A 13,118-nucleotide genomic window follows, 5' to 3' on the forward strand; every position below is an offset into this window, starting at 1 on the left:
TTTTTTTAGAATTTTAAATTAACTCCTAGAGTATAGATGGCCGGTACAGGATAAGTTTGCCTGTCAACACCATTAGGAACTTCAGGATTAAACCCGTTATAATTAAAGACAGATAAGGGTTTTTCCGCAGTAAAATAAATTCTGGTGTGGGGTAAATTATCTGTAATTATATTATAAGCCACCTGCACATTTTGAATTCGGAAGAAGTCTCCATCCTCTACCCAGAAATCACTTAATTTTTGATTCCAGGCCTTCCGCAATCCTGCAGATGAAGGGTAACTGTTACTTGTTCCCTCACCATGCCATCTGTTTATGGCAAGATCGGCATCCATATTGGTGTCCTGAGTAAAAATGATCTCACCTCTTTTACGGTTCAGGATCTTGTTCCCGGTTTGAGCAAACACATCCATTGAAAACTCAAACGCCTTATAGGTCATTCCTATACTTCCTCCATAGGTATATTTAGGAAGAAATGATCCCAGGATTACCCGGTCAGCATCATCTATCACACCATCTCCATTCTGATCCTTATAAATAAGATCTCCCGGAACAAGGCTATTAGCCACCGCAATTGGGTCATTGCTAATTTGCTGTTCATTTTGATATACCCCTATACGCTCATAACCAAAGAACCCTAATAATGGCCCACCCAGCGTAGTTCTCTGTCTAAACTCAGCCGTACCTGAATCTATATAACCTCTTTCATCCTCAATTTGAATAGCCTCATTTTTAAGGGTAGTGAAATTGGCACCTATTCTAAATCTAAAATCCTGGTTAACCTGCTGGTTCCAGTTTGCACTTAATTCCAGCCCTTCATTTCTAATTACTCCAGAGTTTCTATCTACACTACGGTTAACAATTGGAATATATACGGGTAAAATTGCATCGTGGGTGTCTCTAATGTAATAATCGGCATCTATTGATAATCTGTTATTGAAAGTTTCCAAATTCAAACCAAAGTTCTTTTCTTCAATAACCTCCCATGTATTATTTGAAAATACACTGGTAGCTGTAAGACCGGGACGGGGTTGATTATCGATAGGTGTGGTGATCACATTTATGGTATTTGACCCTGCACTGGCAGCTACATTATCATTTCCAAGTTTACCCCAGCTGGCACGTAGCTTTAAAAAATCTACGAAATTATTATTGGCAAGGAATTCTTCATCAGAAATTACCCATCCTAAACCTACAGATGGGAAATATCCCCAAGGATCTAATGTAAACTTAGATGACCCATCTGCCCTAAGAGTGGCATATAATAAATATTTGTCTTTAAAATCATAAGCAACCCTTCCAAAATAAGACATTCCATAGAACCTTCTTCCTACTTCACTCACATTATTGCTGAAGGAATCCTGATCTGCAAAATCCAGATACCAGCTGGTTTCCAGCCCAATTCCTGCAATATCAAAACCTCTTGCTGAAAATGTATTGCTGGCTTCATCTCTAAAGGATGCACCTAACATAACTGTAAGATCGTGATCTCCATAAGTATCATTATAGGTAAGTACATTATCCCAAAATTGATTGGAGAAATTATTATTTGCTCTTCTTATGCTGGACCTTCTTTCAAAGTTATTGCCCAGGGTATAAGGTAAATTTACATTCCTTTCTTCCAGGGATGAATAATCGTGGCTGTAGGTAGTTTTTATATCAAGTTTATTATCAATGATCTCATATTGTAAGAACATCGTAGCTAGCAACTTCCTTATTTTAAGCCTGTTTTGATTATATGCAAGGTCCTGAAATGGATTTTGAGTTCCTCGATAACCAAGTACCTGCGCATTTGAATATCGGGTTGGACCTGAAGTTGTATTTAGTTCATCAATTACCGGCATAAGTGGTACGGCGAAGTAAGCCCTAAACCAGGCTGCATTTTCAGGAGCATATTTTGTGGCATTACTAAAAATAGTATTTACCCCGGCTTTAAAGCGGTCAGAGATATCAACATCTACCTTTGAACGTATATTAAAACGTTCATATTCATTTTTCATATCAAGGATCCCCTCCTGCGAAGTATAGTTAGCACCTACGGCATAGGCTACCTTTTCACCTCCACCCGATGCAGAAATACTATGGTTTTGCATTAATCCATCTCTGAGTATTTCTCTATACCAATCTGTATTCACATCAGGAAGATTAGGGTTAATACGGCTTCGGCCATAACGCTGTATGGCATTCTGAATAAAATTCACATCGGCCTGAGAACCTGATTCCACGGCCATGGTATAAAATTGCTCTGTGTTGGCAAGTTTCACAACATTTTGTGCTCGCTGGATCCCTGTATACCCATCGTATTCAAATTGAACCTTTTGATTTAATCGTCCAGATTTTGTTTCGATAATAACTACCCCATTGGCCGCCCTTACACCGTAAATAGCAGAGGAGGAAGCATCTTTCAAAATGTTTACAGATTTTATATCCTTCGTATTAAGGAAATCTATATTGTCATATAGAGCACCATCCACTACATATAAAACATTGGTAGCATCTCCAAATGTACCTACCCCTCTAATTCTCACCGTTGGTGAATCTCCGGGAGAACCTGCATTCACAATTTGTACCCCGGAAACTTTCCCCTGCAGTGACTGCATAATATTGGCTGTGGGGGTTTTTTCAATCTCTTCTGCATTAACTGTAGCAATGGATCCTGTAAGATCCCTCTTTTTTGCAGTACCATATCCTATAAGTACTACTTCGTCTAACACCCCAGCATCTTCCTGTAAATTAATTACAAAAGTATTTGCTGTGGAGATCGTGAATTCCTGGGCTTGAAACCCTAGAAAGGTTACCCTGAAAACATCACCAACCACTACATTATTTAGTGTAAATTCTCCATCAAAATTTGTAACGTCAAAGATCTCCTTTCCTACCACCTTAACTTCAGCACCTGGAAGCGGCACATCATTTGCATCCAGAATTGTACCGGTCACGGTCTTTGTTTGTTGTGCAATCCCTGGGACGCTTACCAGAAACACAAGAAGGAATAATAATTTTAATTTCATACGTTGAATTTTTATCTGAATTTGAAAGAAAGATACTGCCGTTTCTTACTTTAACGCAAACGTTATAGTGCAATACTCTTACTACATTGCAAAATAACACAATAATACATTGATTTATAATGTTTTAACAATTTTTTGAAGTAGGATGTTGATTCAATTAAATTATCATGTAGTAGTAATGTTGTAGTGATATTTATGTTAAATCATCGGAAATTGAATTAAAAATTTTTAATAAAAAAGTTAGTGAGGTTTTCCTTTGGGTCAAGTTTCATCTTCTTTCTTAAGCGGTATCGGTGTACTTCAACACCCCTTACCGTGATTCCCATGAGAGGTGCAATCTCCTTGGACGACATGTTCATTTTGAGATAAGAGCATAATTTTAAATCCTTATTGCTAAGCTTTGGGTAGGTGCTTAAAAGATCCTTAAAAAAATCTTCATGTAACTCATTAAAATTGGTTTCGAATAAATTCCATTCATCTTTATTTTTGATCTCCCGATTAATCTTATTCATAATATGTTTTAAACGGAACTGGTTGGAGAATTTATCTTTATCCTTGCTTAACTCCCCCTGAATCTCCATTAACACTTCATTTTTCCGGGCACCAAGGAGTGTAGTATTGGCTAATTCTTTCCGTTTGCTGTTAATTTCACCCATAAGCCGTTCCTTCTCTATTTTGTAGAGCCGTTCCTCATGTTCTTTTTGATATTTCTGTTCCAGGGTTCTCCTGTGTTTTTTAAGTTTGAGGCGGTTGAACCAATAAATCATACCTATTAGAAACAGGAATATAAGGAGATAGAAGAATTTAACCAGGTTTGAAAGGTACCAGGGCGGCATTACAGAAAATTCAATTTTGCTGGTATTTGAAGATACCCCCTGCGGACTCAAGGCGTAGACCATCAAAATATAATCTCCATATGCAAGATTCTGGAATTTAATTTCACCGTTTTCCACTTTGCCTTTAAGGCCATTTCTTCCTTGCAGCTCATAAAAAAGGCCGGAAGCATCAGAGTCGGGCAAAGCCACTCCTATTACAACTTCCCGGGCCGTGGTATATGGAATAGTAGGTATAGAAGTGAGATCATAGCTTTGGCCAGATCCTGAAAAATGGTAAATAATAGGTTCACTTAAATTCTCATTCTTCTTTTCCCTCACCAAATCATTAAGATTTATTCTGGCAAAGCCATCATTTAAGGTGAGGTAAAAGATCGAATCATTGAAGGGAATTACTTTTTCATTCCCTTTAACCAGTCTTCCATTTAATTCTTTGAACGACAGCTGCAATTTTAAATCCTTAAAATCTGTATACACCAGTCCATTTGTATTAACGTTTGTGAACCAATAGCCATTGTTGGCTTCGACCAATAATCTGTGGTTTTGATAATCCTTAAGGTCCCCAAAGATCTCCAGAGAATCAGTAAAGGAATTATATTTAAACCAAGTGTTATCTTTCAACACGGCAATCTGGTTATTGACCTTAAAAACATCGGCCCTATAATTTCCTTTTTTGTTTGGATTTCCTATTTTCCTAATGAATTTATGTTCTTTGAGGTCATTCTCTAATCCAATTCGGTACACCCCTTCATAAGGATGGGATGCCCAAATCACTCCGGGATTTTCATATATTAATTTTCTCACGGGAAAATTCACCTCATTAAGTTCCCACAAATCCCCATTTTCCGGGGAATAAATACTTATTCCGGTATAGTTACCAATAAGAAGGGCTCCTGCATTCTCGGGAGCCTTTATAATATCAAAACTTCCCGTCCTGCTTTCCACAGGTATGAATTTTAGATTTTCAATCCTATAGGTTCCGGTATTATGATTACTGTAAAGTTGGTTATTAATTATCTCCAGATTCCAGCTATGACCCTCGGCGCCTTCAATAAGTGAAAGTCCGTTGTTATTTAACTGATACACCCCGGTATTACTTGCCAGGTATATTTGAGAATTATGGAATGCCACATCGTACACCGCTCCCAATTCTCCCGTATCATCTGTATAAAAATTTACGGGTGAAGACAAGTTAATGGCATCTATTCCATTATCCAGACCTAACCATATCTTTCCGTTTCTTACTGCCATTCCCAGCACTGTGTTATTCTGTAAACCACTATTACGATTATATATGCGGGAGTTTTTCAGATTTTTATTGTACTGAATGATCCCGTTCTTAACAGTAGCAAAAACAAGTTCAACATCTGAGATCCTTAAAATATGATTAAGTTCATATCTCTCCAGCAAGCCATTTAGGTTGCTGTCCTCATAAAGACTAAATGTTTCTCCGTCAAATTTATATAGAGCATTTCTTGTCCCAATTAAAAGGTCTTTTCCGTCCTTTTCCAGCTCTATTACGGTTTTGCCCTTCAGGATTTCCTGTTTCGGCAGAGGGGAAAGTTCCCCGTTTTCTTCAAGCGAAAATATTCCTTGTTTCCCAATGGCAAGAATTAGCTTTCCATTAAATACCTGCATAGAATTTAAAACCAGATTCTTTACCGGAATTATTTTTTCCTGATCATATTTATAAAGGGCACCAAAAGATCTGAAATATATAGATCCCTGGAAGGAGAGAATATCCCAGATCTCCTCATTGTGCATTTCATAATCTTTTAATAAGGGCATTAGGGAAGTATATTTCAATTCACCTTTCCGGTTTCGGGCCCAGTAACCAAATTCCTGATAAGAACCTGTATACACCCGTTCCTGGTGTGCATAGACAGATCTCACTATGGCACCAGATGGTAACGGATGTAATTCCCACTTTTGCCCATCAAAACTCAGTAAACCTTCATTATTTGCCGAATAAATTATTCCCCGGGAATCAATTACTACATCCCAATTCTGACTTGCAGCCCCATATTGAACGGAAGAAAAATTTTGTATAGGCTGGGTCAACTCCTGCGAAAAAGAAATTTTAAACTGTAACAGCAACAGGATCAGGACGAAAGGCAATATAATTCTCACAGTGTTAAAATTAGATTGAGCAGGTTTTGTTTGGGTAAAATATCGTTATAAAATTACAATGTTTTGTAGATTTAGCCCTTATACTTCTTTTAAAATTAAAATTTTCAAAACATGAAACTTCTCTTTAAACCACTTTCGCTGTTAATTTTGGTATGTTGTATAATGACCTCCTGCAACAAAAAGAAAGAAGAAGCAGAAAAGGAACAGGTAAAGAAAAGGCCAAACATTGTTTTTATAATGACTGATGATCACGCAACCCAGGCAATTAGTGCCTATGGTCATCCTGTAAGTCAACTAGCCCCTACTCCCAATATTGACCGTATTGCCAAAAACGGCGCAAAATTCAACAGCAATTTTTGTACGAACTCCATCTGCGGTCCCAGCCGGGCAGTTATACTTACCGGGAAACACAGCCACATTAATGGCTTTAGAATGAATGGGGATGTTTTTGACGGTTCTCAGGCCACTTTACCAAAATATTTGAAGGAGGCAGGCTATCGTACCGCTCTCTTTGGAAAATGGCATCTACATGGGCTTCCGGAAGGCTTTGACGCATGGAATATTTTAGTAGATCAGGGAAATTATTATAATCCCGATTTTATACAAGGGAAGGATACCACCCGTATTGAAGGCTATGCAACCGATATTGTAACCGAAATGGGCCTTAAATGGTTGAAGGAAAATGGAAATAGCGGAGAGCCCTTTATGTTAATGGTGCAGCACAAGGCTCCGCACCGTAACTGGATGCCGGCCCTGCGCCACCTTAATCTATATGATACCGTTAAATTTCCATTACCGGATACATATTATCCGGACTTTAAAAATCAGGTAGCTGCACAACAACAGCAGCAAACAATTTATAAGGACATGTATGAGGGTCATGACCTTAAAATGACCATGGAAAAAGGAAGCGATTCTCTGCGTCATAATCCATGGACTACAGATTTTCACCGAATGACACGAGCCCAAAGGGATACCTGGGACAAAGCATACCGCTCTAAAAATGATGCTTTTCACGATGCTAATCTTACAGGGAAAGACCTGGCAGAATGGAAGGGACAACGTTATCTTCAGGATTACCTCGCTACGGTTGCTTCTGTGGATGAAGGAGTGGGAAAAATCCTGGATTACCTGGAGGAAAGCGGGCTCGCAGAAAACACCATTTTTGTTTATACGACGGACCAGGGATTCTATTTGGGGGAAAAGGGATTTTTTGACAAGCGATTCATGTATGAAGAATCCCTGGCTATGCCCTTACTTATCCAATATCCCCAGGAAATACCGGCCGGAAGTGAAGTAACGGCCCTTACCCAGAATCTCGATTTCGCTCCAACATTTCTCGATTTTGCAGGAGCTAATATTCCGGAAGAAATGCAGGGAAAATCCATGAGAGCCCTTCTTTCTCAAAATTCATCTGGGGAGGATTTCAGGGATGCTATTTATTACCATTATTATGATTTCCCTGCCTTCCATATGGTAAAGCGGCATTATGGCGTGCGCACACACCGGTATAAATTAATGCACTTTTATGATGATATTGATGAATGGGAAATGTACGATCTTGAAAAAGATCCCCAGGAACTTAAAAACATTTATGAAGATCCCGCCTATGCAGGGATAAGAAAAGAATTACATAACAGGCTTGATGCACTGCAAAAAAAATATCAGGTTACTTCTACTGAATTTGAAAAGAATCCTAAAGAAAAGATCGACCGCGCCTACAAAAATTTTGAAAGACTGGCAGGGAAATCTAAATGATTGCTTGCGCTTAAGCAAAGGGCCGCGGGAAAATTGAAGTTTGTAGCTAACGAAAAAAGATAAAAAATTTATTTTTTTCGTTCAATTACATAATTCACCATTAAAATAAGGGAATCTTTATAGGGAGAATCAGGGTAATCGTTTAATATGGCCAGGGCTTCTTTTTGAAATTCCTTCATTTTTGAAATCGCGTAATCCAACCCGCCCTGTGTTTTTACAAATGTGATCACTTCTTTTACACGGTTTTTATCCTTGTTATGATTTTTAACCGAATTAATGATCCATTTCTTTTTCCCGGGAGAAGAATTATTTAATGAATAAATAAGCGGAAGTGTCATTTTTTGCTCTTTGATATCTATGCCGGTAGGTTTCCCTATTTGTTCATCGCCGTAATCAAAGAGATCATCTTTTATTTGGAAAGACATACCTATAAGCTCTCCAAACCTTCTCATTTTCTCCACCTCAACCGATTGAGGTTTGACAGAGGCTGCACCCAGGCTACAACACGCGGCAATAAGGGTAGCGGTTTTTTGCCGAATGATCTCGTAATAAACATCTTCGGTAATATCAAGTTTTCGCGCTTTTTCAATTTGGAGCAACTCCCCTTCGCTCATTTCCCGTACCGCTACTGAAATGATCTTAAGGAGATCAAAATCATCGTTATCTATGGAGAGCAATAAGCCTTTGGAGAGGAGATAATCTCCAACAAGAACTGCGATTTTATTTTTCCATAAAGCATTTATGCTGAAGAATCCACGGCGCATATTGGAATCATCTACCACATCATCATGTACCAGGGTGGCGGTATGTATAAGCTCAATAACCGAAGCTCCCCGATAAGTACGCTCATTCACACCCCCTTCAGAAACCATTTTGGCTACAAGGAATACAAACATAGGCCGCATTTGCTTGCCTTTTCTGTTTACTATGAAATGAGTGATTCGGTTTAACAAGGCCACTTTGGAAGACATGGACTCGAAGAACTTTCTTTCAAAAAGTTCCATCTCTTTTTCTACCGGTAATTTTATTTGAGAGATGACCTTCATAAGGAATCCAAAGATAGCTAAAGATTATGGGATTTATTCGAAATTAGGCTTTTGCTAAGAAGATTTGTTTGCCAGTTGGCCGCAGGCAGCATCTATATCTTTTCCCCTGGACCTTCTCACCGTAACAGTAATTCCATTTTGTTCCAACATACGTTGATACATATGGGTGGCCTGTGAGGATGCCTGCTGGAAAACCCCGTCATCAATGGGATTGTATTCAATAAGGTTCACTTTGCAGGGTACGTATTTACAGAATTTTACCAGGGCATCTGCATCTTTGGGTTTATCATTAATACCTTCCCAAACAATATATTCATAAGTGATCCTGCTCTTTGTTTTTGCATACCAGTATTCCAGTGCTTCACGAAGATCATTAAGCGGAAAGGTTTCATTAAAGGGCATGATGGTGGTACGCACCTCATCTATTGCAGAATGCAGGGAAACGGCAAGTTTTATTTTAGCCTCATCATCGGCCAGTTTTTTAATCATCTTAGGCACTCCTGACGTAGAAATGGTGATACGTTTTGGAGACATCCCCAGGCCTTCTTTGGAGGTAATCTTCTCTACCGCCTTCATAACGTTGTTATAGTTCATAAGCGGTTCTCCCATTCCCATAAAAACTATATTGGTAAGGGGTTTGTCAAAATAAAGCCTGCTTTCATTATCTATAGCAACCACCTGATCATAGATCTCATCGGGATTAAGGTTGCGCATGCGTTTAAGAGTTGCGGTGGCACAAAATTTACAATCAAGACTGCATCCCACCTGGGAAGAAACACATGCCGTGGTTCTTTTTGGAGTGGGTATTAAAACAGATTCAACGGTAAGGTTATCATGCAATTTAACCGCATTTTTTATGGTCCCGTCGCTGCTTCGCTGCATTTGATCAACCCGTATATGATTGATCACAAAATTATCGGCCAGCATCTGTCGGGTTTGTTTTGAGATATTGGTCATATCTTCAAAACTATGCGCACTTTTAGACCACAACCACTCATAAACCTGTGAACCGCGAAAGGATTTATCTCCCTGGGAGACAAAAAAATCCTGCAGTTGCTGTTTGGTCAGGGCCCGTATATCTTTCTTTGCATTTTTCACGCTGCAAAAGTAAGAAGATTTTTAGGATTTCTCTACGGCTGTGGTTGCAGGTTTTTGTTTTTCAGGTTACTATGCTTTCAACAAAGAAGATGATATAAAAATTCAAATTTGCATCGAATTTTGGGCTACCCCATAAGGGTGATTCCGGAGAATTCATTATTCTTCAGAAAAAACCCAAAGAAAAAGCCGCAATCACATCGGGATCCCGGTTAATTGCGGCTTGTTTTCAGGTAACAAAGGAGGTTAGATGATCAACATCGCATCCCCGTATGTATAGAATTTATATTTTTCCTTGATCGCTTCAGCATAGGCTTTTTTCATAAAATCGTGCCCGGCAAAAGCCGAAACCATCATCATTAAAGTTGATTTTGGTGTATGGAAATTCGTGATCATTGCATTGGCAATGCTAAAATCATAAGGAGGAAAAATAAATTTATTGGTCCAACCACTGAATTCATTCAACGTATGGTTTGAAGATACCGCACTTTCCAGAACTCTCATAGAAGTTGTACCCACCGCGCAAATCCTGCGACGTTCCTTGATAGCTTTATTTATAGTTAGTACTGCCTTCTCTTCAATAAACGCTTCCTCACTGTCCATTTTATGCTTTGAAAGGTCTTCCACCTCAACCGGATTAAAAGTTCCCAGGCCTACGTGAAGAGTTACTTCAGCAAATTCCACCCCCTTTATTTCAAGTCTCTTAAGAAGATGCTTGGAAAAGTGTAATCCCGCGGTTGGTGCAGCAACTGCGCCTTCCTTTTTCGCGTAAATAGTTTGGTAACGTTCCTGGTCTTCAGGCTGCACTTCTCTTTTTATATATTTTGGCAATGGAGTTTCTCCCAGATCTTCCAGTTTTTTTCTGAATTCAGCATAAGAACCGTCGTATAAAAACCTTAGTGTTCTTCCTCTGGAAGTAGTATTATCTATAACCTCTGCCACAAGACTCTCATCATCACCAAAATAAAGTTTGTTCCCAATTCTTATTTTCCTGGCAGGATCTACAAGTACATCCCATAATTTAGTCTCTGCATTTAACTCTCTTAACAAGAACACTTCAATACGCGCACCGGTTTTTTCCTTGTTTCCGTATAAACGTGCAGGAAATACCTTGGTATTATTAAGAACCATAACATCATTTGGCTCAAAATACTCCAGTACATCTTTAAATAATTTGTGTTCAATTGTTTGCTCTTTTCTGTTAAGAACCATTAAGCGCGCTTCATCCCTGTTTTCCGCAGGATACTCGGCCAATAATTCTTCAGGAAGATCAAAACCAAATTGTGAAAGTTTCATTCCCATAGTTACATTTTTTAAAGGTTGCAAATATACAACTGCGGGACAGGCCTTGTCAAGTAAATACGGGTTTATTATTGGAAAAGTCCTGTTAACGGGACTTTTCGACCTTAAAGCCCAGTTTTTCGAGGTGTTCCCAAAATTCGGGATAGGATTTGGATACAACATCTGCATCCTCTACCCCCAGGGGAATCTTTAAACCGAGCGGTGCAAATGCCATTGCCATTCTATGGTCGTTATAGGTAGAAACCAATACGTTTTTATTCAAAGCCGCAGGGGGTTTTAATTTCAAATTATCCTGGGTTATCTCAACCTTTGCCCCAAATTTTTCCATTTCTGTTTTAAGGGCCACCAACCTGTCGGTTTCTTTGATCTTAAGGGTATGAAGGCCCGCGAGTTCACAATCAACGCCCAGTGCAAGACAGGTTACGGCAATTGTTTGGGCAATATCGGGTGAATTTTTAAGATCCTCATGAATGCGCCTTGGCTTTTTACAGGGATTTTTTTCCAGAATGAGGGTATTCCCTTTAAACCGGGAAAAAACTCCAAAATGTTTATAAATTTCTGCCAGACAGGAATCTCCCTGCAGGCTATTGCTTCTGTAATTTGACAATCTTATAACAGCCGTTTCACAGATAGCTGCGAGGCTATAGAAATAGGAAGCCGAGCTCCAGTCGGACTCTATTCCAATAGTTACATTTTTAATGGTTGATGCGGGTTCTATACGAATTACCTTATCTTGAAAAGTTCCTTTGATACCCAGGGAAGTTAATAGATCCAGGGTCATGGTAATATATGGTACAGATGTTATCTGGCCGTCCAGAATGATCTCTAGCCCATCTGGCAGGGACGGGGCGATTAACATTAGGGCAGATATATACTGGCTGCTTATATTGGCCTTCAACCCTACCGTATTTTCAACAAATTTCTTTCCTTTTATTTTTAAGGGAGGAAAACCTTCATTTTCCAAATAATCTATATCGGCACCTAAACTCCTTAGGGCATCTACCAGCAATTTGACCGGTCTTTCCTTCATCCTGCCACTCCCGGTGAGAATTACATCGCTGCCGGGCAAAGCTGCATAATATGCGGTTAAAAAACGCATAGCTGTACCGGCATGATGAATATCTACCGTTCCTGTATGTGTAGCCAGTGCTTTTTGAAGGACCCTGGTGTCATCACTATTGGAAAGATTTTCAAGGATAATATTTGGAAATTGCGCCTGCAGGATCAACATGCGGTTGGATTCACTTTTCGAACCCGTGATCTCAAGGTCACCTTGTAGTGTATTATGTGAATGTGAAAGCTGAACGTTCATTATAAAAAACTAAGTAAACTAATTGAATATTAAGGCTAATTTTGCCTTTCTCTCTTCTCCTTCTTGATCCTGGAAACAAACTGCCCATACGTAATGATAAACCCATATAAAAAAGCTGCTACCAGGGTACCAATTACAAATTTCACCCATTGTGCTCCGGCAAGTTTGTCTTCATAAAAGGCGCTGAAATCGAGTCCGCCATAATCGAATAACATGGAAATGAACTGGTAAATTATGGCAAAAGCGAGGCCCATTATTATCACCGATTTCCAGAAGGCTTTATCTCTAACTATCCTTTTAAATGCCATTACTTTAATTTTTGATTATTTTGATGCCGGTCGTGGTCCCGTTTGGTTTTGATATCCAGTTTGCGGTCAAAAGATTCCTGCAGGTTCACCCCGGTTTGATTGGCTAAACAAAGCACTACAAAAAGAACATCTGCCAGCTCCTCTCCCAGATCTTTATTTTTGTCGCTTTCCTTTTCACTTTGCTCTCCATACCGGCGTGCAATAATTCTGGCTACTTCCCCCACTTCTTCGGTGAGTTGAGCCATATTGGTAAGCTCATTAAAGTATCTTACCCCGTGGGCTTTTATCCATTCATCTACGGCAAGCTGGGCATTTTGTATGTTCAT

The 13,118-nt window shown here is 39.2% G+C and carries 9 protein-coding genes; 1 reads left to right on the forward strand and 8 read right to left on the reverse strand.

From position 1 onward, the window contains the following. Positions 1-5: 5 nt before the first annotated feature. On the reverse strand, positions 6-3,008 hold the full coding sequence (locus FK178_RS09225; RefSeq protein ID WP_146833913.1) for a SusC/RagA family TonB-linked outer membrane protein: 3,003 nt from the start codon (positions 3,006-3,008) through the stop codon (positions 6-8). A 218-nt stretch (positions 3,009-3,226) separates the two neighbouring features. After that, complete coding sequence (locus tag FK178_RS09230; RefSeq protein WP_146833917.1) at positions 3,227-5,971, reverse strand: helix-turn-helix and ligand-binding sensor domain-containing protein; 2,745 nt, start codon at positions 5,969-5,971, stop codon at positions 3,227-3,229. 111 nt (positions 5,972-6,082) lie between these two features. On the opposite strand from FK178_RS09230, the gene FK178_RS09235 reads away from it, so the two are divergent. After that, entirely contained in the window at positions 6,083-7,729 is a 1,647-nt protein-coding gene (locus FK178_RS09235) for a sulfatase family protein (protein ID WP_146833920.1), read from the forward strand. A 68-nt stretch (positions 7,730-7,797) separates the two neighbouring features. Here FK178_RS09235 and FK178_RS09240 read toward each other — a convergent pair whose 3' ends face one another. The 6 genes from FK178_RS09240 to FK178_RS09265 form a co-directional block, all read right to left on the reverse strand. Continuing rightward, a complete protein-coding gene (locus tag FK178_RS09240) occupies positions 7,798-8,775 on the reverse strand; it encodes a polyprenyl synthetase family protein (RefSeq protein ID WP_146833923.1) in 978 nt (325 codons plus the stop codon). Between the two features lie 54 nt (positions 8,776-8,829). Next, positions 8,830-9,873 carry a 23S rRNA (adenine(2503)-C(2))-methyltransferase RlmN gene (gene rlmN, locus FK178_RS09245; protein ID WP_146833926.1) on the reverse strand — a complete coding sequence of 348 codons (1,044 nt, stop codon included), beginning with the start codon at positions 9,871-9,873 and terminating at the stop codon, positions 8,830-8,832. A gap of 243 nt (positions 9,874-10,116) precedes the next feature. Next, positions 10,117-11,166: a tRNA preQ1(34) S-adenosylmethionine ribosyltransferase-isomerase QueA gene (gene queA, locus FK178_RS09250; RefSeq protein ID WP_146833929.1), complete on the reverse strand. Its 1,050-nt coding sequence runs from the start codon at positions 11,164-11,166 to the stop codon at positions 10,117-10,119. A 91-nt stretch (positions 11,167-11,257) separates the two neighbouring features. Continuing rightward, positions 11,258-12,484, reverse strand: coding sequence for a 3-phosphoshikimate 1-carboxyvinyltransferase (aroA, locus tag FK178_RS09255; protein WP_146833934.1), 1,227 nt, complete (start codon positions 12,482-12,484; stop codon positions 11,258-11,260). Between the two features lie 35 nt (positions 12,485-12,519). Beyond that, on the reverse strand, positions 12,520-12,792 hold the full coding sequence (locus tag FK178_RS09260; RefSeq protein ID WP_146833937.1) for a hypothetical protein: 273 nt from the start codon (positions 12,790-12,792) through the stop codon (positions 12,520-12,522). After that, positions 12,792-13,118, reverse strand: coding sequence for a nucleotide pyrophosphohydrolase (locus FK178_RS09265; RefSeq protein WP_146833939.1), 327 nt, complete (start codon positions 13,116-13,118; stop codon positions 12,792-12,794). The genes FK178_RS09260 and FK178_RS09265 overlap by 1 nt, the downstream gene beginning before the upstream one ends.

The sequence above is a fragment of the Antarcticibacterium arcticum genome (genome assembly GCF_007993795.1).
Classification (GTDB): Bacteria; Bacteroidota; Bacteroidia; order Flavobacteriales; family Flavobacteriaceae; genus Gillisia; species Gillisia arctica.